Source organism: Allobosea sp. P1_A7, assembly GCF_056406775.1.
Genome location: NZ_JBFTZN010000007.1, coordinates 1 through 21738, shown reverse-complemented (window position 1 = coordinate 21738; position 21738 = coordinate 1). Strand labels below are relative to the sequence as shown.

The following is a 21738-nucleotide window of genomic DNA, read 5'->3' as shown; positions in this document are numbered from 1 at the left end:
ACATATGCAGGAATGTCATTAACAAGCAGTACAATACTGCCCCGACAGGAGCGCAGGTTTCAATTGCGGACCGGTGGCTATCTCAATCTTGCGAGCCAGATCGTGTGCCCGCCGCAGTCCGGGTCCTCGGCGACATGGGACAGGACGTCGAAGCCGTTCTCGTCGAGCAGGGCCCCGTACTCCGCCGGGGCCAGGCTGCCGTGATAGAGCCGCTCGCCCTCGAAGGAGCCGATTGCCTCGCCATGCCGGGGGCCGCTGGTGAACATCAGCGCCGCGCCCGGCGCAGCATGCTCTCTGAAGATCGGGAACATCGGCCGCTGGTCTTCGGGGGTGAGATGAAAGAAACTGTCCCAGGCGATCAGCCCGTCGAAGCGGCGCTTCAGTGAAAGCTTGCGCATGTCGCCGATCTGCCAGTCATTGGCCGGGAAGCGTTGCCTGCAGAGATCGATCAGAGGGGCCGAGGCATCGATGCCGGTCACGCGATAGTCACTCTCGATGAAATAGCGCGCAATCGGCTCCGCGGCGCCGCAGCCGATATCGAGAATCGATGCCCCGGCCGGAAGGAGCTGCAGGAAGCGATCAAGCCAGGCCTTTTCGACAAGCATCCTCGATCGTAGCTCGTCGAAGGCCCGGGCATGGCGCTGGTAGAGGCCGGTGATGTCCTGGTCGGGACGGGACATGGTGGCAGACGGCTCGAATCGCGTGGCAAGGCCGCAGAGCTTGCCAGCTTTCGGGTGGAGGCGGCATCCTCCCGGCCCTAGATTCCCGGTCATGATCCATGACACGAGGCTCACGACCATGAACGCTCAGGTCCCGATGAAAACGGCAATGACACCCACCCGCTTCTCCAATGCCGTGCTCGCCCGCGYCGCGCAGGCCATGCCGGCGGAGGCGGATTTTCCCGCCGCTGCGCCCGGGTCCGACTACGATACCGTCCGGCGTATCCTGGCCTACATCACGGAGAACTGGCGCGAGCAGCCGACGATCGAGGCGATCGCGGACGCTGCCGGCGCGACACCGACCGACGTGCACCATCTCTTCCGGCGCTGGTGCGGGCTGACCCCCAAGGCCTTTCTGCAGGCGATCACGCTCGACCATGCCAAGGGCCTGCTCGGATCATCGGCCAGCGTGCTCGACACGGCGCTGGAGGTTGGGCTCTCCGGCCCCGGCCGACTGCATGACCTCTTCGTCACGCATGAGGCGATGTCGCCCGGCGAGTGGAAGAGCGGGGGCGAGGGCCTGCGCCTCTCCTACGGCTTCCATGAATCCCCCTTCGGCGAAGCACTGATCGTCGTGACGGAACGCGGGCTCGCGGGGCTCGGCTGGGTCTCGACCAGCGTCGATGGCGGCAAGGTCGTTGGCGGCCGGGCGGAGGCCCTGGCCGACATGATGCGGCGCTGGCCGCATGCCGATTATCGCTTCGACCCCGCCTCGACCCGGCCCTATGCCGGCCGGATCTTCGACCCGAAGGCCTGGGCCGCCGAGACGCCATTGCGGGTCGTGCTGATCGGCACCGATTTCGAGGTGCGCGTCTGGGAGACCCTGTTGAAGATCCCGGTCGGCAGGGCGACGACCTATGGCGATGTCGCCTGCCATCTCGGCCGGCCAACGGCGGCTCGGGCGGTCGGCATGGCAGTCGGCAAGAACCCGATCTCCTTCGTCGTGCCCTGCCATCGCGTCATCGGAAAGTCCGGGGCCCTGACCGGCTATCACTGGGGCCTGACGCGCAAGCGCGCCATCCTCGGTTGGGAGGCAGGGCAGACCGGCGGGGTGACGGCCTGAGAGGCAGTTCCCTTACGCCTTCAGATACATGTCCCAGCAGGGGGCCAGCGCGACCAGCCGGCGCCCTTTCAGGGCCTCCGAGAAATGCGCGGCGATGGTCTCGCGCGCCGTCGTCAGAGGGCATTTCGGAACCAGGACGGCATCGACCTGTTTCAGGCTTTCCAGCGTTGGCGGATCGATCTCCGGCGTGGTCCGGCCGGGATCGACACCGATCGGCACGCCTCGCGGCGGCCTGCGGTCGAGCAGCTGGTTGAACGGATCGGTGAAATCGAGCGTGAAGAGGCTGTCGAGCCGGCGCCCATTGGCCGCTTCCCAGGCGCGGATCGCCGTGATGCCCTGCTGCACTTCGAGCAGCCAGGTCGCCTGATAGTCGATCTCCGAATAGAGAATGTAGGAGGGCAGTTCGCCGCGCTCGGCAAGATCGCGATAGCCCGTCTGCTGCGCCGCGTAATGTGCGAGCATGATCACCGCACGTTCGGCGATGTCGGGCTTGACGCTGACCCGACCGAGGGGGCCGAGATCGGGCACGGCAAGCGCCTTGTAGTTCACCGCACCAAGGACCGCGCGCGTGCTGCGCTCGGCGAAGATCAAGGCCGACGGTAGGGCAACCACCAGGGCCAGCACCGTCACGATCCTGCCGAGCCGGTCGGTGCGACCGCTCCATTCCGCCAGGATCACCAGAAGGACGGGCCAGAGCCCGATGAATTCGAGCGAACCCGTGTTTTGGGTCTCGAACAGGGTCAGCGCCAGCAGAACCGCGGCGAACCATCCAAGCGGCGCGGCCAGGAGCCCGTGCAATCGGGCCCGGGAAAGCCTGCCGCCCTCCAGCCAGGCAGCGTAGGCCAGCGCGACAAGCAGCAGCAGGCTCGGCCCGACGACATTGAACTTCACGGAAGCGACGGTGAGAAAGCGCGGCAGCAAGGCGCCGGTGTTCAGGCCGAGCAGGGTCAGGATGTCATCGACATAGGCGCGCACGATGCCGGTCACGAAATCGAGCGGCGCGAGCACGGCAATGACCAGCGCTGCGGCGACGGACGCGTCGCGCAGGCGCATCCGTCCGGACAGAACCGCATAGCCGACGAGGAACGTCCCCGACACCGCTCCCGTGACCTTGACCAGGAAGAGGGTGAGCATCAGCAGGACGACAAGCCCCACTTGCAGGCGGCGCGCCTCGACGAAGAGGAGTGTCGACACGAGCAGGTAAAGCAGGAGGCTGATATGGCGGTTATAGTGCCCGAAGCCATCGAAGCCTGGCATCGGATACAGGCTGTGCAGGTTGATCGGCAGCGACGCGAACAACAGGAAAGGGAGCAGCAGGGCCAGAGCTTGGCCACGCGAGCGCTGCCCGACATGGGCAGCAATCAGCGCCATCATTGGCAAGGCGACCGGCAAGATGCCCCAGTTCGCCAGCAGCATCGGCTGCGCCTGCGGAAACAGGGCGTGGAGCCAGGTCACAAGATAGTAGCCGAGAGGGCCGACAGGAGCGAAAAAGTCGATATTGGGCAATTGCCCAACCTCGATGCGTTGCGCAGCATCGAGATAGATGTTCGTGTCCCAGTAGTTGGGCCCCAGCGGCAGGCGCAGGGGCAGCATCAGGCCAATGACAACCGCTGCTGCGAACGCGACCAGCCAGATCATCGGTGCTCCAGCGAGCCGACTTAACATCTGCACGACGCCAAGCGCGGAGCCGGGCCTTCTGCCCTCTCTCATGTCCCCAACCGTCATGCCCAGATCCTTGGCCTCACAGCCAACATGACAGAGAAACCTTACTCGTATCCTGCACAAGCCAAGGCCAATGCACTCTGCGGTCGAGTGAAGGGGCCCGCGCCCGGCGATCTCGCGGCGGCCATGTGCAGCGCCGAGCGGGGCTCAGCCAACGAAGACGGTCCGAAGCATGGCGCCGCCGACGACAGCGGCCGGCCGCAGATCGTTATCATCCGTCGCGGAGAGGACTGATCTCCGCGAAGCGGGCAGGCAAAGCGAAACCCAGTCCGAGCGGATCGTCGGCCTCGAYAATGAAGGCGCCCTCGCCTGCGAGGTAGCTGAGGCCGCCGACCTCGACGGTGACCGCTCCCTCGGCGGGATAGGCAGCAGGCCCGAGGACACGCCCCGAGAAACGCCCGCCTGTGATACTGCGGAAACTCCGTGTCCGCCCCAACCCGACCAGCCCCTTGGCGTGGTCGAGCGCCATGCGGGCGGTCACGCCCGAGCCGGTCGGTGAGCGGTCGATCTGCCGCTCGGCGAAGATGCAGAGGTTGAAACTGGTCTCGCCCGGTCCGGCCTCGTCGGTCACGATCGTCCCGTAGAGAAAGCCGAGATCGGGCTCGGTGGGATGCGTGATCGGCGCGCCGGCCCGCACAATGTCGGTGAGGGCAGCAGCAGCCTCGGTCAACTGCTCGACCGGGGTTTCGAAGAGATCGAGCCCGAAGCGTGAAGCCGGAAGGATGCAGTAGAAGGCTCCGCCATAGGCGATGTCGGTCGTGACGCTTCCGAAGCCGGGCACCTCGACCACACGGTCGCGGGCATGGACGAAGGCCGGCACACTCTCGAAGCGCACCTCCCCGACCTTCCCGTCGGCGACGTCGCAGGCGAGCCGCAGCAGGCCGCAGGGCGCCTCGATGGCAAAGTGCGTGACGGGCTCGACCGCTGGCACCAGGCCGCGCTCGATCGCATAGCGGCCGAGCGCGATGGTGGCGTGGCCACACATCGTCGAGTAGCCCTCGTTATGAGTGAAGAGCACGCCGAAGGCAGCCTCGGGATGGCTCGCCTCGACCGGAATGACACCGTACATTCCGGCATGGCCGCGCGGTTCCAGCATCATCGCACGGCGCAGCTGATCGTGGCTGTCGCGCGCCTGTCGACGCTTGTCGAGAATCGTCGCGCCGGTCAGCTCGGGATAGCCGCCCGTAACGATGCGCACCGGCTCGCCGCAGGTGTGGTAGTCGAGATAGCTCAGGCGCATTGGCGCGTTCCCCTCACTCATAGGGTGGTTTGGGTGTGAGACGCGGCGGATCGCAGCCGCGCCGGCCGCAGGTCTCGGCTGCGACCTCTGCCGCAAAACCCATTGCGGATGCGGCAACGCTGTCTGACAATCCGCGCAGTCCTGCTCCGAGCTCGCCCGCATGCGCGAGCGAAGCGAGAAATGCGCCGATGAAGCTGTCGCCGGCGCCGATCGTGTCGACCAGCTCTGCAACCGGAACGAAGCCGCGGACAGTCTTTTTCCCGGGCCGCTCGAGCGCCGCTCCGCGATCGCCCTCGGTCAGCAGGATCGCTGAAACGCCCCGGTCGAACCAACGGCGCAGCGGCGCAACGTAGCCGCCGGGATAGAGCCAGTCGGCATCGTCCGTACTGAGCCGGATGAGGTCTGACAGCGCCATGCGCTGCTCGATGGCGGCAAGCGCCGCCTCCCGATCCGGCAGCGCCGGCGGCCTGATATTGACGTCATAGCTGGTGCTCAGGCCGGCGGAGCGCGCCTGGCGCAGCAGCGTCAACGCCGCGTCTCCGGATGGACCGACCGTCGCTCCGAACGAGGTGACATGCAGATGGCCAAAACCCGTGAGGTCGGGCAATGGCGGAGGCTCGGCCAGCGCCGTACCGGCGAGGTGAAAGTGATATCGCGCCCCGCCATCGACCCCAAGCGGGGCAACGACGGCCAGCGGTGTGGGGGCGTCGCTCTCAGCAACTAAGCGCCGATCGATCGCCTCTGCCACAAGCCGGGCCTGGAAGCGCCGCCCCGTGACGTCGCGCGAGAGCGTCGCGCAATAAGCCACGGAGGTGCCGCAGCGGGCGAGCGCCAGCGCCGTGTTGAAACCGGATCCGCCCAGCACGCACTGATAGCGCTCGCCGCACCMATCCTCCGGCACCAGATCGGCGAGCGCTTCGCCGAAGACGAGGACCGCCCCCTGGTTCACAGAAGCCCGCGCTTCGCCAGATTGCGCATCAGATGCGAGGCGCCGAAGGTCCAGGGTTCGCATTCATCGGTGCGGCGCATGCAATTGACGAGCGCTCCCAGTTCCGGCGCGGCAATCGTGACGATGTCCCCATATTTGTGGGTGAAGCCGCCGCCCGGCGTGTCGCGATCCTTGATCGGAGCAAACATGGTGCCGAGATAGAGCGCCGCGCCATCGGGATACTGATGGTTGCGATTGAGCATCTGCGCAGCAAGATCAGCCGGGTCGCGGCTGATCTTTGCGATCGAGGACGAGCCTTCGAGCCTGAAGCCGTCCTCGCCCTCGACCGTCAGCGTCACGGTTGTCCTGCGGACATGGTCGAGCGAGAAGCCGGCGTCGAAGAAGCGGATGAAGGGACCGACCGCTGCCGCTGCATTGTTGTCCTTGGCCTTGCCGAGCAGCAGCGCCGAACGGCCCTCGACGTCGCGCAGATTGACGTCATTGCCGAGCGTTGCTCCGACGATGGCGCCGGTCGAGGCGACGATCAGCACGATCTCCGGCTCGGGATTGTTCCAGGTCGAGGCCGGGTGCAGGCCGGCATCGACACCGGTGCCGACGGCCGACATCGGCGGCGCCTTGGTGAAGATCTCGGCATCCGGCCCGATACCGACCTCGAGATACTGGCTCCAGGCTCCCTGCTTGATCAGCACGTCCTTGAGATGCATCGCCTCGGGCGAGCCGGGCTTCAGCTTCGAGAGATCGTCACCGATGAGCTTGCCGATCTCCTCGCGGATCGTGGCGGCGGCGGCCGGGTTGCCCCGCGCCTTCTCCTCGATCACGCGCTCCAGCATCGAAACCGCGAAGGTCACTCCGGCGGCCTTGACCGCCTGCAGGTCGAGTGGTGCGAGCAGCCAGGGCTTCGTCGCATCGCGACGCGAAGGCGGCGTGTTTGCAAGGATGTCGGCGAGCGTCCCGATGGGCTGCCCCTTGGCGGCGCGCAGGGCTGCGGCGGGATCGGCCGTCTCGCAGAGATCGCGCATCGTGGCGAAGGCAGCGGTGATATCCACAAGTTCATCACCGCGCAGAACAACGACCGCGGGACCGGCGACGTCCGGGCGCCAGACCCGGCCAGCGAGCGCGGCGGCTGCGGCGTCCGCCGGCAAAGTGTTCCGTGGCGTCAGGGCAAGCTCGGGCATGATCGATCGTCCGTTGGTGGAATTGTCACGTTGAAAGTCGCAGGCGAGAACAGCCGCTTCGCAGCCAATGTGCAAGAGTGCAGGGACGCGGATCAGACATGGCGCACATGTCGTGCGATTGTCATTGAAACGTCACCTGTTCTTCATGCTAGCTTGCGCACCAACGACAAGAGCCGCCCGCACGAGCGGGGCATAAGGGAGAGATAGATGACATCCAGATCGCGCTTGATGATTTCGGCCGCGGTGTTGACGCTGGCCGGTGCGGCTCCGGCCGTCGCGCAGACAGAGATCCAGTGGTGGCATGCGCTGACCGGTGCCAATAACGACGTTGTCGTAAAGCTGGCCGAGGAATTCAACGCCTCCCAGAAGGAATACAAGGTCGTTCCGGCCTATAAGGGCTCCTATCCCGACACGCTGAATGCCGGCGTCGCCGCCTTCCGCGCCGGAACCGCGCCGCACATCCTGCAGGTCTTCGAAGTCGGCACCGGCACGATGATGTCGGCCAAGGGCGCGGTGAAGCCCGTGCACGAACTGATGAAGGAAGCCGGCGAGCCTTTCGATCCCAAGGCTTATTTGCCGGCGATCACCGGCTACTACTCGACCGCCAAGGGCGACATGCTCTCCATGCCGTTCAACTCGTCGAGCATGGTGATGTGGTACAACAAGGACGCCTTCAAGAAGGCGGGCCTGAACCCCGACGCCCCGCCGAAGACCTGGCCAGAAGTCTTCGAGGCCGGGAAGAAGCTGAAGGCCGCCGGATATGACAAGTGCGGCTTCACCAATGCCTGGGCGACCTGGGCCAATATCGAGCAGTTCGGTGCCTGGCACAACATCCCGATCGCGACCAAGGCGAATGGTCTCGATGGTTTCGACACCGTCCTCAACTTCAACAGCCCGCTCTTCCTGAAGCACTGGACCAACCTGGTCGAGCTGCAGAAGGACAAGACCTACGATTACTCCGGCCGCACCAATAACGGTGAAGGCCGCTTCACCTCGGGCGAATGCCCGATCATGCTGACCTCGTCGGGCTTCTTCGGCAACGTCAAGGCCAATGCCAAGTTCGACTGGGCCAACGCCGCGATGCCGTACTATCCGGAAGCGGCCGGGGCACCGCAGAACTCGATCATCGGCGGCGCTTCGCTGTGGGTGATGGGCGGCAAGAAGGCTGACGAATACAAGGGCGTCGCCAAGTTCTTCACCTTCCTGTCCGATGTCGACCGCCAGGTGAAGCTGCACACCGAGTCCGGTTATCTGCCGATCACCAAGGCCGCCTATGCCAAGGTCAAGGACTCGGGCTTCTACAAGGACAAGCCCTATCTCGAGACGCCGCTGCTGGAACTCAACAACAAGGAGCCGACCGAGAATTCGCGCGGCCTGCGCTTCGGCGGCCTGGTCCAGATCCGCGACATCTGGTCGGAAGAGCTCGAAGCGGCGCTGAACGGCCAGAAGACACCGAAGGCTGCGCTTGACGCCGCCGTCGAGCGTGGCAATCAGGCACTGCGTCAGTTCGAACGGACCGCCTCGCGCTGAACCGGCTGCGATCCAGAGCCGGGGCATTCCGCCCCGGCTTTTCTCTTGCTTCACGGGCTGCATGCAGAAGAACGCCTATTTCCGGAGCCTGACGATCCCGCTCCTGCTGCTCCTGCCGCAGCTCGCGATCACGGTCGTGTTCTTCTATTGGCCCGCAAGCCAGGCGGTCTGGCAGTCCTTCCTGCTGGAAGACGCCTTCGGGACGTCGACCCAGTTCGTCTGGTTCGAAAACTACCAGAGCCTCTTTTCCGATCCGGGTTACTTCAAGGCGCTGCGCAACACCGCGATCTTCTCGACCTTTGTCTGCGTGTTCTCGCTCTCGATCGCGCTGCTCTTTGCCGTCATGGCCGACCGCCAGATCCGCGGCGCGGAGATCTACAAGACCCTGCTGATCTGGCCCTATGCCGTGGCTCCCGCCATTGCCGGCGTGCTCTGGATCTTCATGTTCGATCCCTCGCTCGGCATGCTCGCGCGTGGACTGCAGAACCTCGGCATCGCCTGGAATCCCCGGCTCAACGGCAATGACGCCATGACGCTGGTCATCCTCGCCGCGACCTGGAAGCAGATCAGCTATAATTTCCTGTTCTTCCTCGCGGGGCTGCAATCGATCCCCAAGAGCGTGATCGAGGCGGCGGTGATCGACGGCGCGCGGCCGATGCGCCGCTTCTGGACCATCATCTTCCCGCTGCTCTCGCCGACGACGTTCTTCCTGCTCGTCGTCAACATCGTCTATGTCTTCTTCGACACCTTCGGCATCATCGACACGGTCACTGGCGGCGGGCCTGCGGGCGCGACCGAGACGCTGGTCTACAAGGTCTATTCCGACGGCAAGGGCGGCTCCAATCTTGGTGGCTCGGCGGCACAATCGGTCATCCTGCTCGTGATGGTCATCGCCATGACGGCGGTGCAGTTCCGCTTCATCGAGCGCAAGGTGAATTACTGATGGCCTCGGTGCTCTGGAAGGAACTGACGGCCGAGGATCTGCGTCACAAGGCGGCGAAGGATGCGATCGTCGTCCTGCCCGTGGCCTCGATGGAACAGCACGGGCCGCACCTGCCGGTCGGCGTCGACACCATCCTGTGCGAGGGCGTCTGCAAGGCCGCGGCCGAGCGCCTGGACGAGGCCGATGTCGTGGTCGCCCCGACGCTCTGGTGCGGCATGGCCGAGCATCACATGGCCTTCGGCGGCACCTTCACCTTCGACATCCCGACCTATCGGTCCGTGCTGCTTTCGCTGCTCAGGAGCATCGAGCGGCATGGCTTCCGCCGGGTCGTGATCGTCAATGGCCATGGCGGCAATATCGCCGCGCTCGGTGCATTCCTGCCGGATTTCGCCCGCGAGACCGGCCTGCGCATCATCGCGACCACCTATTTCGAGCTGGCGCAGACTGCGATGCTGCCCTTCATGCAGGATCAGACCAGCGTGATGCATGCCTGCGAGATCGAGACCTCGATGATGATGGTGCTGGCGCCGGAAACGGTGAAGCAGGAGCGGCTGGGGCAGGCCTTCGGCATGCTCGGCGCGGATCCGCGTGGCCTGATGCGCCCGACCGTCGCGCGCTACCGCCCCTTCCGTGAGATGACGGAGACCGGCGTGATCGGCGATGCGCGGCGCGCGACGCCGAAGAAGGGCGAGGAATTCCTCAACGCCTGCGCCGAGGCGCTCGCGGCCTTGCTGCGCGACGGGGAGGCCTGGCACTGATGGTCGAGAACCGCCGCTTCGGCGACATCGTCGCCTATATCATCCTGACGATCGGCGTGCTGATCGTCGCCTTTCCGGTTTGGCTGACCTTCGTCGCCTCGACCTGGGATGCTGCGACCATCATCAACGGCCAGCTCCCGCTCTATCCTGGCCCGCATTTCTTCGAGAACTACTACCGCATCCTCTTCGTCGGGACCTCGGGCTCGACCCGCGAGCCGGTGGCCGTGATGATGTTCAACTCCTTAGTGATGGCGCTGGCCATCGCGTTCGGCAAGATCTTCATCTCCGTGCTCTCTGCCTACGCAGTCGTCTATTATCGCTTCCCGTTTCGGATGGCGGCATTCTGGATCATCTTCGTCACCCTGATGCTGCCGGTCGAAGTCCGCATCTTCCCGACCTTCAAGGTCGTCTCCGATCTCGGCATGCTCGATACCTACCAGGGCCTCGCCGTGCCGCTGATCGCCTCGGCGACCGGCACATTGCTGTTCCGGCAGTTCTTCATGACGATCCCCGACGAACTGCTCGAGGCCTCGAAGATCGATGGCGCCGGTCCGTTCAAGTTCTTCAAGGATACGGTGGTCCCGCTCTCGCTCACCACGATCGCGGCGCTCTTCGTCATCCAGTTCATCTATGGCTGGAACCAGTATCTCTGGCCGCTGCTGGTCACCACCAAGGATTCGATGCAGACCATCGTCATCGGCATCCGCAAGATGATCACCACGGCCGACGCGCTCACCGAATGGCAGCTCGCCATGGCAACCGCGATGCTGGCGATGCTGCCGCCCGTCTTCGTCGTCATCGCCATGCAGCGGCTCTTCGTGAAGGGCCTGGTGGAAACCGAGAAGTGACATTGCGTACCGGCAGCCCGGCCCGCTGAGCCGATCGCCGATTATCCGTTACCGACTGACCAAGGAACCCAATGGCCCAGGTTACTCTTTCCAGCGTCAAGAAGGTCTATGCCGGCGGCGTMGAGGCCGTGAAGGGCGTCTCTTTCGACATTCCCGATGGCGGCTTCTGCGTGCTGGTCGGCCCCTCCGGCTGCGGCAAGTCCACTTTGCTGCGGATGGTGGCAGGCCTGGAGACGATCTCGTCCGGCGAAGTCTCGATCAGCGGCAGGGTTGTCAACCAGATCGAACCGGCGGACCGGGACATCGCCATGGTGTTCCAGAATTATGCGCTCTATCCGCATATGAGCGTCTACGACAACATGGCCTATGGCCTGCGCAACCGCGGGACGCCGAAGGACGAGATCGAGAAGCGGGTCAAGGAAGCAGCCCGCATCCTCGCGATCGAAGGCCTGCTGGAGCGCCGGCCGCGCCAGCTCTCGGGCGGCCAGCGCCAGCGCGTCGCCATGGGCCGCGCCATCGTGCGCAAGCCCCAGGTCTTCCTGTTCGACGAGCCGCTCTCCAATCTCGACGCGAAACTGCGCGTGCAAATGCGCGTCGAGATCAAGAAGCTGCAGCGGGCGCTCGGCGTCACCGCGATCTATGTCACGCACGATCAGGTCGAGGCGATGACGCTCTCCGACAAGCTCGTTGTGATGAATGGCGGCCAAGTCGAGCAGATCGGCGTCCCGGCCGAGGTCTATCGCAAACCGGCAAGCCGCTTCGTTGCGACCTTCATCGGCTCGCCGCCGATGAACCTGCTGCCGGCAGCCATCGACGGACCCGGCATCGTTGCGCTCGGCGACGCGCTCCTCGAAGCGCGTGACCTCAAGCAGAACCTTGCATCGGGAACGAAGGTCGAGGTGGGCCTGAGGCCGGAGGATATCGAGATCGCGTCCGAGGGCCAGGCCGGGGCCCTGCCCTTCGATGTCGAGTTCATCGAGGAGCTGGGCGCGACCCAGCTCTTCCACGGCAAGCTTGCCGGACAGCCCTTCGTGATGCAGGCCGCAACCGGCGATGTCGCCGCCGAGGCCAAGCGCCTGTGGATTTCGGTCGACCCCGACCGAGTCCACGTCTTCGATGCGCAATCGGGCGTCCGACTCGGGCGCGAATAAGAGGGATAGACCGCGGACGATCTCCAGCGGCCGGAAACAGCCGCTGGATGCGCTGCTCAGCCCGCCGACCGTTCTTTTGCATCGCGCTCGTAGACGGCGAGGAATGCCTTGCCCATCAACGAGCTTTCGCCATCGATGGCTTTCCGGAGCACCGCGCCCCGGATTGCCTGGATCMCTCGATCCTCGGGCGCTGCTGAACTCGCGAACTCGGCAAGATGAACGGCGAGGCGCGTCTGGCCGTCCTCGGCCAGCGCCGCGGCTCGCTCAGCCAGTTTCTCGGCACCACCCGCAAGCCGAGCCAGTTCGGACGCAAGATCAGCGTTCTTCGCCGGCTTCAGGTTTGCGGGGTTTCCGTCAAACCAACCCGCATAGAAATGGTAGATCCCCCGGACCAGAAATTCGGGGTCATCATATTTCGGCACGAGATAGGGCTTCGCCAGATAGGCGGCCGGTACCTTGACCGCGCGCAGCACCTCGTCGAGCGTCGCACTCTTGTTCATCAGCGCCAGGGTATCGCGAACCAGATGCTCAAGCGCTTCGGCTCCGTCGCGCAACACCTGCGCTGCCCGGCCCTCCCCAACAATGACCGGGCCATGTCCGGGGATCAGGATGTCCGGCTTCAGGCGCTCCATCCGGCGCAGGGCGACAGCCCACTCGGCTGCATAGCGCTGGACCTTGCGCGGATTGCCTGCATTCGGGAAAACCCAGATTACGAAGTCCCCGCTCGCCAGCACGCGCCGCCGCGGCAGCCAGACGAATGTGGCATCGTCGGTCTCGCCGCGCCCGTGGATGAGTTCGAGCTGTTCGCCACCGATCGCAAGCGATAGCGTGTCGTCATAGACGTCATCGGGACGCCGCTGGCCTATCGGATAGACATAGTCCGGCTTGTTGAACTGCTGCCCCTGCACGATGCTGTTGAAGCCATGGGAGGCTTCGTATCGCTCCATCCGGCGCGCGACGTTGCGATGAGCCACGATTCTCGGCCGCGGCCTCGCTCTCGCATCGGCCTCCTCGTCRATGACCTTGATGCCGCTGGTGTGGTCGATATGGCCGTGGGTATAGATCACGGTGTGGATGGGGCTGTCGTCCCAGCTGCGGATCGTCGCGAGCGTCTGGGCGGCGGTGTCTGGCTTGGCCGTATCGATCAGGACAAGGCCTTCACTCGTCCGAATGGCCGTGACGCTGCCGCAGAAATAGGTGGTGTGGACGGTGATGATGTTCTCTGCCACCGCAGTGATGGCGCCGGCAGAGACCGCCTCGGTCCATTCTTCCATCTGCGCTGCGCCACTCCAAAGGCGCTCGAACAATGCGTCCTGCCGCATCTGAATTCCTCCGTCGACCAGAGCATGTCGATAGCACCGCTGGGGAGGAATGACAGGCCACGCACGCGCAGTCCTGACGCGCGATGTCAGCTATGGGTGAGGCGCGCGGTTCGCTGTCGCGGCAACGCGCTCCGGGCACGTGCAACCTAAGCCTCGGGCCCGCCCTCGATCTCGCTGGCCCAGGCCAGCGCCGCCTCGTACTCGATCGGTTTGAAGCAGCGGATCTCGACGAAGGGGATGACCGGATTGGCGATCGCCACCAGCGTCTCGATCCAGCCCTTGTCGCTGATCAGGGCCTCACGCGGAAAGCGCCTGAGTTCCGACRGCTTGCTGAACCCATAGCGCAGATCCCTGGCACCCGCCCGGAGCGTGATATCGTGAAAGCCGGTCAGATCGACCAGAACGCCGATCTTCTCGTGCCGGGTCAGCCGTGCGTCGATATCGGCGATCACACTGTCATAATCCTCCACGGTCAGCGTGCCGGAGAGGCGGTAGGCCGCGACATGATCGGGCCCAGCGAGGATTTCGAACATGGACGTCATCCTTTCGCTTCAGACAACGCAGCAGGCCCGCCGCGGTTTCGATTGCTGCCATTGCGCGGTCATGCGTCGTGGTTAGTCTCGCCCTCCACRGGAGGAACGCAGCATGAGCGATGAACTCGTCTTCTACACCCACCCGATGTCACGCGGCCGGATCGTGCGCTGGATGCTGGAGGAAGTCGGCCAGCCCTATCGCACCGAGCTGGTCGGCTTCGGCCCGCCGATGAAGGCGGCCGCGTACAAGGCGCTCAATCCGATGGGCAAGGTGCCGGCCCTGAAGCATGGCGACATGATCGTCACCGAATGCGCCGCGATCTGCGCCTATCTCGCGGACGCCTTTCCCCAGGCCGGGCTGGCGCCGGAACCGGGCAGCAAGGAGCGCGGCCCCTATTATCGCTGGCTCTTCTTTGGCGCCGGCCCGACCGAAGCTGCGGTGACCAACAAGATGCTTGGCGTCGAGGTGCCACCGGAGAAGACCGGCTCGGTCGGCTATGGCTGCTTCGCCGATGTCATGGACACATTGGAAAAAGCGGTATCGCAGGGCGAGTATCTGGTCGGCGACAGGTTCAGCGCGGCCGATGTCTATCTCGGCGCGCAGATCGGCTGGGGCCTGCAATTCGGCACGATGGAGCGGCGGCCGGCCTTCGAGGCCTATGCCAAACGACTGCAGGCCCGCCCGGCAGCGATCCGCGCCAATGAGATCGACAATGCGCTGATGCCGCAGCAGCAGCCGGCGGCGGAATAGGCGTCGTTCCACGCTGAGTGCATGCCAAACCCGGCCTCTGGCCGGGTTGTTGCGCAGCGGCGCATCGCCTAATCCTGCGAGAATCGGCCGGCTATCTTGCTGGCCTCTCCCATCTGCGAGACGGGACGTTCCGGGCTGTGCCCGGCAGCAGGCAGAAATGACCGACACATTCGACATTGCCCGGCCGCGCCACGGCATGGGTTTCTATCCCTTCGTGGCGATGATGGCCGCACTGATGGCGACAAACGCGCTTGCGATCGACGCCATGCTGCCGGCCCTGCCCCAAATGGGCGAGACACTCGGCATTGCCGAGCCGAACGACCGGCAGTGGATCGTCACCAGCTATCTGCTCGGCTTTGGTGTGGCCCAGATCATCTACGGCACGCTTTCCGACCGCTTCGGCCGACGGCCCGTGCTGCTGACCGGGCTCAGCATCTATGTCGTCGCCAGTGTGTTCGCTGCCTTCTCCGGCTCCTTCGAGATCATGATGGCGGCGCGCGTGCTGCAGGGCGTCGGAGCAGCCGCGACGCGGGTGCTCGCGGTCTCGATCGTACGGGACTGCTATTCCGGCCGCGACATGGCCCGCGTCATGTCGCTGGCCCTGATCGTCTTCCTGGCCGTACCGATTCTGGCGCCCTCGATCGGCCAGGCGATCCTCTGGGTCGCACCCTGGCGCTGGATCTTCGGCGTTCTGACCGCCTTCGGCGCCATCGTGATGCTCTGGACCGCAATGCGCCTGCCCGAGACGCTGCATGAGGAGGACCGTACGCCGATCAAGTTCGCCAGCATCGTCTCCGCCTTCCGCACGGTGCTGACCTCGCGCATCGGCGTCGGCTACATGCTGGCGATGACCTTCGTTCTCGGCGGCTTGTTCGGCTTCATCAACTCGGCACAGCAGGTCTTTGTCGATGTCTTCCGGGCGCCGGAATGGTTCACCACCATCTTCGCCCTGATCGCCGCATGCATGGCGGTCGCGTCACTGCTGAATTCGCGCATCGTCGGCCGACTCGGCATGCGCCGGGTCTCGCATGGCGCATTGCTCGGCTATATCACGCTGACCAGCCTGCACGCGGTGCTGGCCCTTGCCGGCAAGGAAACGCTCTGGCTCTTCGCCATCATGCAGGGTGGGACGATGTTCTGCTTTGGCCTGCTGGCGCCGAATTTTGGGGCGATGGCGATGGATCCGCTTGGCCATGTCGCGGGTACGGCCTCGTCCGTCCAGGGTTTCATCACCACGGTCGGCGGAGCACTGCTCGGCTTCTATGTCGGCCAGCATTTCAACGGCACCGTCGTGCCGCTGACACTCGGCTTCTCACTCTGCGGGCTCATGGCGCTCGCGGTGGTTCTGGCGGTCGAGAAGGGGCGGCTCTTTCACCCGGCGCCGGGGCGCAGCTAGCGGCCTGCCCTCTGGGCGCGGAACGTCGTTCCAGGCCGGGCACGCGCGGGTCGCAAGCCGCCGGTCCGTCAGGCCCGCTTCGTGCGCTTGGACGCTACGGTCTTGGGCCGTGCAGCCTCGGCGATCGCGGCGGCCTCTGCGTCTGCGGCTTCCTTCGCCAGCCGCAGCGCGCGCAAGCGCGCGGTCTTCTCCGTGACGGCAACCTGGGCGGCGCGCTGCGCATCCAGCCCACGCTGGGCTTCCTGCCGCTTTTGCTCGGCCTTCTCCAAATTCGCCTGGGCCCGGCGCTTGGCTTCGTCGGCCGAGAGTCCTTTGGTCGACATGGCAGTCCACTCCTTCACGATTGCCGCCCGGTTGGCGGCACTCACAGCGACGCGCCCTATCGGTAGCGCGCATCCAGGCGCACTGGACTGCGTCGAGCAGACCCTTGCGCCGGCATCGTCAGCCTGGCCTGAGCTCAGGCTGCCGCCGGTGCAAGACGCGGCGGACGAACAGGCTTGGCCTTGGGCTTCGGCGCTGCGATCAGTCCTTCGCGCTGAGCCTGCTTGCGCGCCAGCTTGCGTGCACGCCGAATGGCGTCAGCCTTCTCGCGAACCCGCTTCTCGGACGGCTTCTCATACGCCGCACGCCGCTTCATCTCGCGGAAGACGCCTTCGCGCTGCATCTTCTTCTTCAGGACGCGCAGCGCCTGGTCGACATTGTTGTCGCGAACGAGAACCTGCATCTCGGGCTCCTTTCAGAAAAGAAAAAAGGGCCGGGTAATCCCGACCCTTCGTCCAACCGTGCTGCGTATCGTCCTGAAAGGGGGGCGCCAGTACATCCGTGGTCGCCACTCGATTCGGAATGCTACGTTTGCACGGTCATGCAGATCACTCGGCGCGAAGATTGTCCGCGGACATCTTGCCAGAGCGCTTGTCCTGGACGAGCTCGAAGGTGATCTTCTGACCTTCGCGGAGCTCGCGCAGACCAGCACGCTCGACAGCGCTGATGTGGACGAAAGCATCCTGACCGCCATCATCGGGCTGAATGAAGCCGAAACCCTTAGTCGAATTGAACCATTTAACAGTGCCGGTGGCCATGACGAATTCCTTCTCGCAAGGCATTAGTTCGCATGAGACGACGCCTCACACGGTGTTCGATTTTGAGCGGGAAGTTCGTCAGCTAGCGCGCCATTAGCGCGGGGGCCAATTCATTCGGCCTAAGATCGATGCCCCTATATGGGTGATTGTGACCAATTTGTCAATGCAACCTGTCGTCGAAGCAGGACCGCAGCCTTGCGTGCCCCTGTGCGGCCATCGACCCCACCCAGACACAGCGCGAGCTCACGACGCCTCTTCGAGCCCTTCGGGCTGCCGCTGAAGCAGCCGCAGCGGACGCCCTTCACCCGATCAGCCCGACCATGCCAACCACGACCGGCCCCATCAGCGGCAGCAGGACGTTCGAGATCGCATAGGTCACGGTGTAGCCGATCACCGGCGTCGAATTGCCAGCGAGGGAGACCAATGCGCTGATCGACGGGGTGCTGCAGTGCTGGCCAGCGATGGCTCCGAGCAGGATCGGAGCCTCGATCTTCAGCAGGTAATGCCCGATATAGAGAGAAGCCAGGGCCGGCAGTGCGGAGACGAGAATCGCCAGGACCGGCAGCACCAGCCCGTACTGCTTGAGCAGCGCGAAGGCATCGGGCCCGACCGACAGACCGATTGCGGCGATGAAGGTCGCCAGGCCGAAGTCCTTCATGAACTCCGCAGCATGCAGCGGTATCGCGCCATAATGCGGGCGATGCATGTGGAGCCAGCCGAAGACCAGGCCGGAGACGAGCGCACCACCGCCGGTCCCCAGCGTCAGGTTCAGGGCGCCGACCCTGAAGCTCAGTTCTCCCAGCAGGAGACCCGCGACCACTCCCAGCCCGAGCATCACGAAGTCGGTACTCGAAGTCGCCGGGAGCAAGTGGCCGAGCTCCGGGGCCGCCCGCGTGATCGCGTCCTCGGAGCCGTAGAGCGTCAGGACGTCGCCCTGCTCGAGAACGGTGCCCGGCAAAGCGGGAACGATATGCCCGAGCCGCCTGATGCGCGAAATGAAGACACCGCGCCGCTGTTCCGCGCTCGCCAGCCGACGAAGATCCCGAATCCGGCGCCCCATCGCCTCGCTACGGACGAGCACGACATCGCGCTCGACGAGTGGCACGTTGTCGCCTGCCGGCATCGGCACCTCGGCGCCCAATCTCTCGCTGATCGCGATGACGGCGCGGCGGCGGCCGAGCACGAGGACAACATCGTCGGCCTCCAGCACCATGTCCGTGGTTGCCTTGGTAAAACCTTCGCCGCGGCCGACCTGTTCGATGGTCACAACGCCATTGACGCTGTTTTCGAAGGCGCCGACGCTGCTTCCCGCAATCGGCCCGGCATGGAAGCAGCGGGAGACGATCTCGGGCACGCCGTTCTCCTTGCCCGCGTCGTCCTCGGCTCCCAGTTGTTTTGCAAGCGCGGCGGATTCCTCGCGCACGTCGATCCGCAGCAGCAGGGGACCGATCTGCGTCGTGAAGACGACGATCGCCACGAGGCCGAAGAGGTAGGTGACGCTATAGGCCGTCGCCATGTTGGATTGCAGCCGCGCCACTTCGGCTGCCGGCAGGGCCAGCCGGGCGATCGCATCCGAAGCCGTCCCGAGCACAGCCGATTCCGTGGCCGAGCCGGCGAAGAGCCCCGACGTGGTGCCGGGATCCAGGCGGAACAAGATGATGGCCGCTGTAAGCAGCAGCAGGACCGTCCCGACCTCGACGAAGGACAGGATTCCGTAGCGCCAGCCACCACGGATATTGTTGAAGAACTGCGGTCCGGCCGTAAATCCGAGAGCGAAGATGAACAGCGCGAACGCCGTGTTCTTCAGGTCCGCGCTGATGGTGACACCAAGCTGCCCAAGGGCCAATGCGACGAAGAGCGTGCCGCAGACACCGCCGATCTGAACGGGGCCAATTCTGATCTTTCCGATCAAATGGCCAAGAGCCAGCGAAATGAACAGTGCAACAACCGGCTGTTCAACAAATGCCACGATGGACCCCAGTTCCAGAGCAGTGGTCGACGGCGACTATTCGCTGCCTGCCCCTGCTCTGCAAGAGCCGCGATCGCCGGTGCGGCACTCGTCTGCGGCACATCGAGGTCGTCCACTCTTTGGCCAGTGCCAAGTGAAGTCGCGGCACGTCGACGATTTGGATTGACTCCAAAGCAAGTTCATCCCTAAATCGTGCACGATCCAAGATGCAGGATAATAGGCATTGAACGGGGCGCGAAAGATCGAACGGGTCGTCCTTGGCGACCAGGTCTATGAGGCGATCAAGGAACGCATCCTCGATCAGGCCTATGCGCCGGGCGAAAAGCTCAATGTCGATGGGCTGGTGCGCGAACTGGCCGTCAGCTCGACGCCGATCCGCGAGGCGCTGACGCGGCTCGTCGCGGAAGGGCTCGTGTCGGCCGTCCCCTTCGTCGGCTTCGCGACCGCGGCGCTGCCCGATCGCAACTATTACGAGGACGTCTACAGCTTTCGGAGCGTGATCGAGCCCTGGGCCGCGGCGGAGGCCGCCAGGCGGCGCCCCGGCGCCGATGTCATCACGGCGCTGCGCGACGCCGTCGCGGTCATGATGGCCGATCCGCCGTCCCGCGAGTATCGCAGCCACCGCGCGTTCACCGAAGCCGATGACCGCTTCCACCGCCTCATCCTGACAGCGGCGGGCAATCAGGTCGCGCTGAAGAGCTATGACGACCTGCGCTTCCATCTGCACATTTCACGGCTCTACCTCAGCCGCGAGCAGGATGTCGGGATCACCCATGCCGAGCATTTCCGCATCATCGATGCGCTCGAGACCGGCGATCCCGAAGATGCCGCCGAGGCGATGCGACGGCATCTCGAGGGCTCCCATGAGAGGCTGATCAAATAGGCCGCCCGTCAGAGGCAGCTGTGCAAGAACCACCATAACATCCGGGAGGATATGATGTTTCTACGACGCCTTGCCGCTGCGAGCCTGATCGCAGGCAGCTTCCTCGCGACAGCCGCCCAGGCACAGACCCTGCGCTTTGGCCATGCGAACACCACCACCGAGATCGCCGGCGAACTGTTCCAGGAATTCGCCGATCGCGTGAACAAATCGACCGGCGGCGCCGTCACCATCAAGGTCTTCCCGGCCGAGCAGCTCGGCAAGGAAATCGACCTGTTCAAGCAGGTCAAGGAAGGCGCTCTCGACATCTCAGCGCCCTCGATGGCGGCCCGCCTCCGCGCTCGTACCCGCCCWCGAGATTCCGAGTGCGCCCTTCCTCTGGAAGGACTGGAGCGAGGCCGAGGCGATCATTCGCTCTGCTGCCTTCGACCCGATCTTCGACGAGCTCCGCGACAAGCATAGCATCGTCCCGGTCAGCCGCATCTGGTACTGGGGCTGGCGCAACATGACGACGCTCGACCGCGCGGTGAAGAAGCCGGAGGACCTGCAGGGCCTCAAGATCCGCGTGCCGGAAAGCCCGGTCTGGGTCGAGATGATCAAGGCCTATGGCGCCTCTCCGACGCCGGTCCCCTTTGGCGAGGTCTACACCGCGCTCCAGCAGAAGACGGTCGACGGCCAGGAAAACCCGATCCCGACGATCTTCTCGCGCAAGTTCTAAAGGTGCAGGGCTATGTCGCGATGACGAAGCACATGCTCCAGAACAACATGATCGTCATCAACAAGGACAGCCTCGCCCGGTTGAAGCCCGAGCATCGCGAGGTCCTGTTCGCCGAAGCCGCCCGCGCCTCGGCCCTGAACACCTATCTCCAGCAGAAGCGCGAGGCCTCGATGCTCGAGGACATCCGCAAGTCCGGCCGCTCCAAGATCGTCGAGGATGTCGATCGCGACGCCTTCGCCGCCAGGTCCAAGGTCGTGGCAACCGCGATGGAAGGCCGCTGGGGCAAGGCCCATCTCGACAGCGTGCTCGCCGCCATCGACGCTCAGCGCAAGCGCTGACCGGCATGACCGGGCTCGACCTGATCCGGCGGCTCGACGACTGGTCGAGCCGCCTGGAGAACGCCTTCCTTGCCGCGCTGCACGGCGCGATCGCGACGCTGGTCTGCGCCGCCGTCGTCTTCCGCTACGCGCTGAACGATCCGCTGACCTGGTCCGAGGAACTGATCCTGCTGCTGTTCGGCTGGATGATCTTCCTCGGCATCGCCAACGCCTTCCATGCCCGGACCCACATCATCATCGATGTCGTGGTGCTGTTCGCCCCGCGCTGGCTCTGCACCCTCTTCGGCGTCGTGGCGCTGCTCGCGACAGCGGCGGTTCTCGGCACGCTGACCTGGTTTTCCTGGCGCTATCTCCAGCGCGAACTGCCGAACCTGACGCCGATGCTCGGCATTTCGGCCGGCTGGACGGTGGCGCCGCTCTTCGTCGGGAGCCTGCTGTCGCTGCTGCATCTCCTGCGCAACCTGATCGACGAAGGCGTCACCGGCGCACTCTGGTCCGACATCACGACGCGGGACTAGCGGCATGGTCTCCATCCTTCTCCTGACCTTCGCGGTCCTGCTCGTAGTCGGCACGCCGATCTGGGTCGCGATGGCGGGCTCGGCCCTGCTGACGATCTTCATCGAAGGCGTGCCGCTCACCGTCGCCGCCCAGCGC

General features: G+C 64.8%; 22 protein-coding genes and 1 pseudogene. 12 read left to right on the top strand and 11 right to left on the bottom strand.

Annotation, left to right across the window (positions count from 1 at the left end; all coding sequences use genetic code 11):
- Positions 1 to 77 precede the first annotated feature (77 nt).
- Positions 78 to 680 (bottom strand): class I SAM-dependent DNA methyltransferase, encoded by a 603-nt coding sequence (locus tag AC1D34_RS01970; protein WP_476823363.1) that lies wholly within the window; start codon positions 678 to 680, stop codon positions 78 to 80.
- A 199-nt stretch (positions 681 to 879) separates the two neighbouring features.
- On the opposite strand from AC1D34_RS01970, the gene AC1D34_RS01965 reads away from it, so the two are divergent.
- Entirely contained in the window at positions 880 to 1782 is a 903-nt protein-coding gene (locus tag AC1D34_RS01965; RefSeq protein WP_441490505.1) for a methylated-DNA--[protein]-cysteine S-methyltransferase, read from the top strand.
- Between the two features lie 12 nt (positions 1783 to 1794).
- Here the strand turns inward: AC1D34_RS01965 and AC1D34_RS01960 are convergent, their stop codons facing one another.
- The 4 genes from AC1D34_RS01960 to AC1D34_RS01945 form a co-directional block, all read right to left on the bottom strand.
- On the bottom strand, positions 1795 to 3420 hold the full coding sequence (locus tag AC1D34_RS01960) for a hypothetical protein (RefSeq protein WP_476823362.1): 1626 nt from the start codon (positions 3418 to 3420) through the stop codon (positions 1795 to 1797).
- Between the two features lie 295 nt (positions 3421 to 3715).
- On the bottom strand, positions 3716 to 4744 hold the full coding sequence (locus AC1D34_RS01955; RefSeq protein WP_476823361.1) for a proline racemase family protein: 1029 nt from the start codon (positions 4742 to 4744) through the stop codon (positions 3716 to 3718).
- A 13-nt stretch (positions 4745 to 4757) separates the two neighbouring features.
- A complete protein-coding gene (locus tag AC1D34_RS01950; protein ID WP_476823360.1) occupies positions 4758 to 5693 on the bottom strand; it encodes a PfkB family carbohydrate kinase in 936 nt (311 codons plus the stop codon).
- Positions 5690 to 6868, bottom strand: coding sequence for a fumarylacetoacetate hydrolase family protein (locus AC1D34_RS01945; RefSeq protein ID WP_441490464.1), 1179 nt, complete (start codon positions 6866 to 6868; stop codon positions 5690 to 5692). The genes AC1D34_RS01950 and AC1D34_RS01945 overlap by 4 nt, the downstream gene beginning before the upstream one ends.
- 228 nt (positions 6869 to 7096) lie before the next feature.
- Between AC1D34_RS01945 and ugpB the strand changes: the two genes are divergently transcribed.
- The 5 genes from ugpB (at position 7097) to AC1D34_RS01920 (ending at position 12098) form a co-directional block, all read left to right on the top strand.
- Entirely contained in the window at positions 7097 to 8398 is a 1302-nt protein-coding gene (gene ugpB, locus AC1D34_RS01940; RefSeq protein ID WP_441490506.1) for a sn-glycerol-3-phosphate ABC transporter substrate-binding protein UgpB, read from the top strand.
- 61 nt (positions 8399 to 8459) lie between these two features.
- Positions 8460 to 9341: a sn-glycerol-3-phosphate ABC transporter permease UgpA gene (gene ugpA, locus AC1D34_RS01935; protein WP_441490465.1), complete on the top strand. Its 882-nt coding sequence runs from the start codon at positions 8460 to 8462 to the stop codon at positions 9339 to 9341.
- Complete coding sequence (locus AC1D34_RS01930; RefSeq protein ID WP_069877983.1) at positions 9341 to 10099, top strand: creatininase family protein; 759 nt, start codon at positions 9341 to 9343, stop codon at positions 10097 to 10099. Before ugpA ends, AC1D34_RS01930 begins: the two co-directional genes overlap by 1 nt.
- Positions 10099 to 10947, top strand: a complete 849-nt coding sequence (gene ugpE, locus AC1D34_RS01925; protein WP_476823359.1) for a sn-glycerol-3-phosphate ABC transporter permease UgpE — start codon at positions 10099 to 10101, stop codon at positions 10945 to 10947. Before AC1D34_RS01930 ends, ugpE begins: the two co-directional genes overlap by 1 nt.
- Before the next feature lie 71 nt (positions 10948 to 11018).
- Positions 11019 to 12098, top strand: coding sequence for a sn-glycerol-3-phosphate import ATP-binding protein UgpC (locus tag AC1D34_RS01920; RefSeq protein WP_441490467.1), 1080 nt, complete (start codon positions 11019 to 11021; stop codon positions 12096 to 12098).
- Positions 12099 to 12154: 56 nt separating this feature from the next.
- Here AC1D34_RS01920 and AC1D34_RS01915 read toward each other — a convergent pair whose 3' ends face one another.
- Together AC1D34_RS01915 and AC1D34_RS01910 are read right to left on the bottom strand one after the other, a co-directional pair.
- On the bottom strand, positions 12155 to 13420 hold the full coding sequence (locus AC1D34_RS01915) for an alkyl sulfatase dimerization domain-containing protein (RefSeq protein ID WP_476823358.1): 1266 nt from the start codon (positions 13418 to 13420) through the stop codon (positions 12155 to 12157).
- Positions 13421 to 13566: 146 nt separating this feature from the next.
- Positions 13567 to 13953, bottom strand: coding sequence for a SpoIIAA family protein (locus AC1D34_RS01910; RefSeq protein ID WP_476823357.1), 387 nt, complete (start codon positions 13951 to 13953; stop codon positions 13567 to 13569).
- Between the two features lie 112 nt (positions 13954 to 14065).
- Here AC1D34_RS01910 and AC1D34_RS01905 point away from each other — a divergent pair, with 112 nt between their 5' ends.
- Positions 14066 to 14704: a glutathione S-transferase family protein gene (locus AC1D34_RS01905; RefSeq protein ID WP_476823356.1), complete on the top strand. Its 639-nt coding sequence runs from the start codon at positions 14066 to 14068 to the stop codon at positions 14702 to 14704.
- A gap of 157 nt (positions 14705 to 14861) precedes the next feature.
- Positions 14862 to 16100, top strand: a complete 1239-nt coding sequence (locus tag AC1D34_RS01900; RefSeq protein ID WP_476776756.1) for a multidrug effflux MFS transporter — start codon at positions 14862 to 14864, stop codon at positions 16098 to 16100.
- Positions 16101 to 16168: 68 nt separating this feature from the next.
- Here AC1D34_RS01900 and AC1D34_RS01895 read toward each other — a convergent pair whose 3' ends face one another.
- The 4 genes from AC1D34_RS01895 to aspT form a co-directional block, all read right to left on the bottom strand.
- On the bottom strand, positions 16169 to 16423 hold the full coding sequence (locus tag AC1D34_RS01895) for a hypothetical protein (RefSeq protein ID WP_052513594.1): 255 nt from the start codon (positions 16421 to 16423) through the stop codon (positions 16169 to 16171).
- Between the two features lie 134 nt (positions 16424 to 16557).
- Positions 16558 to 16824, bottom strand: a complete 267-nt coding sequence (gene rpsU / locus AC1D34_RS01890) for a 30S ribosomal protein S21 (protein ID WP_441490472.1) — start codon at positions 16822 to 16824, stop codon at positions 16558 to 16560.
- Between the two features lie 145 nt (positions 16825 to 16969).
- Entirely contained in the window at positions 16970 to 17179 is a 210-nt protein-coding gene (locus AC1D34_RS01885) for a cold-shock protein (RefSeq protein ID WP_043234255.1), read from the bottom strand.
- A gap of 301 nt (positions 17180 to 17480) precedes the next feature.
- Positions 17481 to 19148: an aspartate-alanine antiporter gene (gene aspT, locus AC1D34_RS01880; RefSeq protein ID WP_476823355.1), complete on the bottom strand. Its 1668-nt coding sequence runs from the start codon at positions 19146 to 19148 to the stop codon at positions 17481 to 17483.
- Positions 19149 to 19371: 223 nt separating this feature from the next.
- Between aspT and AC1D34_RS01875 the strand changes: the two genes are divergently transcribed.
- The 4 genes and pseudogenes from AC1D34_RS01875 (at position 19372) to AC1D34_RS01860 (ending at position 21602) form a co-directional block, all read left to right on the top strand.
- Positions 19372 to 20031 (top strand): GntR family transcriptional regulator, encoded by a 660-nt coding sequence (locus AC1D34_RS01875; protein WP_476823354.1) that lies wholly within the window; start codon positions 19372 to 19374, stop codon positions 20029 to 20031.
- 54 nt (positions 20032 to 20085) lie between these two features.
- Positions 20086 to 20490 (top strand): TRAP transporter substrate-binding protein, encoded by a 405-nt coding sequence (locus AC1D34_RS01870; RefSeq protein ID WP_476823353.1) that lies wholly within the window; start codon positions 20086 to 20088, stop codon positions 20488 to 20490.
- A pseudogene (locus AC1D34_RS01865) lies at positions 20387 to 21084 on the top strand (TRAP transporter substrate-binding protein). Before AC1D34_RS01870 ends, AC1D34_RS01865 begins: the two are co-directional and overlap by 104 nt.
- A 5-nt stretch (positions 21085 to 21089) precedes the next feature.
- Positions 21090 to 21602 carry a TRAP transporter small permease gene (locus AC1D34_RS01860; RefSeq protein WP_441490476.1) on the top strand — a complete coding sequence of 171 codons (513 nt, stop codon included), beginning with the start codon at positions 21090 to 21092 and terminating at the stop codon, positions 21600 to 21602.
- Positions 21603 to 21738: the final 136 nt, after the last annotated feature.

Excerpts from the sequence above, each read along its gene's own strand:
- AC1D34_RS01945 (WP_441490464.1), bottom strand. The coding sequence starts at position 6,868 with ATGCCCGAGCTTGCCCTGACGCCACGGAACACTTTGCCGGCGGACGCC.
- AC1D34_RS01905 (WP_476823356.1), top strand. The coding sequence starts at position 14,066 with ATGAGCGATGAACTCGTCTTCTACACCCACCCGATGTCACGCGGCCGG.
- AC1D34_RS01900 (WP_476776756.1), top strand. The coding sequence starts at position 14,862 with ATGACCGACACATTCGACATTGCCCGGCCGCGCCACGGCATGGGTTTC.
- AC1D34_RS01965 (WP_441490505.1), top strand. The coding sequence starts at position 880 with ATGCCGGCGGAGGCGGATTTTCCCGCCGCTGCGCCCGGGTCCGACTAC.
- AC1D34_RS01885 (WP_043234255.1), bottom strand. The coding sequence starts at position 17,179 with ATGGCCACCGGCACTGTTAAATGGTTCAATTCGACTAAGGGTTTCGGC.
- AC1D34_RS01970 (WP_476823363.1), bottom strand. The coding sequence starts at position 680 with ATGTCCCGTCCCGACCAGGACATCACCGGCCTCTACCAGCGCCATGCC.
- ugpE (WP_476823359.1), top strand. The coding sequence starts at position 10,099 with ATGGTCGAGAACCGCCGCTTCGGCGACATCGTCGCCTATATCATCCTG.
- ugpB (WP_441490506.1), top strand. The coding sequence starts at position 7,097 with ATGATTTCGGCCGCGGTGTTGACGCTGGCCGGTGCGGCTCCGGCCGTC.
- AC1D34_RS01860 (WP_441490476.1), top strand. The coding sequence starts at position 21,090 with ATGACCGGGCTCGACCTGATCCGGCGGCTCGACGACTGGTCGAGCCGC.
- ugpA (WP_441490465.1), top strand. The coding sequence starts at position 8,460 with ATGCAGAAGAACGCCTATTTCCGGAGCCTGACGATCCCGCTCCTGCTG.
- rpsU (WP_441490472.1), bottom strand. The coding sequence starts at position 16,824 with ATGCAGGTTCTCGTTCGCGACAACAATGTCGACCAGGCGCTGCGCGTC.
- AC1D34_RS01930 (WP_069877983.1), top strand. The coding sequence starts at position 9,341 with ATGGCCTCGGTGCTCTGGAAGGAACTGACGGCCGAGGATCTGCGTCAC.
- AC1D34_RS01895 (WP_052513594.1), bottom strand. The coding sequence starts at position 16,423 with ATGTCGACCAAAGGACTCTCGGCCGACGAAGCCAAGCGCCGGGCCCAG.
- AC1D34_RS01960 (WP_476823362.1), bottom strand. The coding sequence starts at position 3,420 with ATGATCTGGCTGGTCGCGTTCGCAGCAGCGGTTGTCATTGGCCTGATG.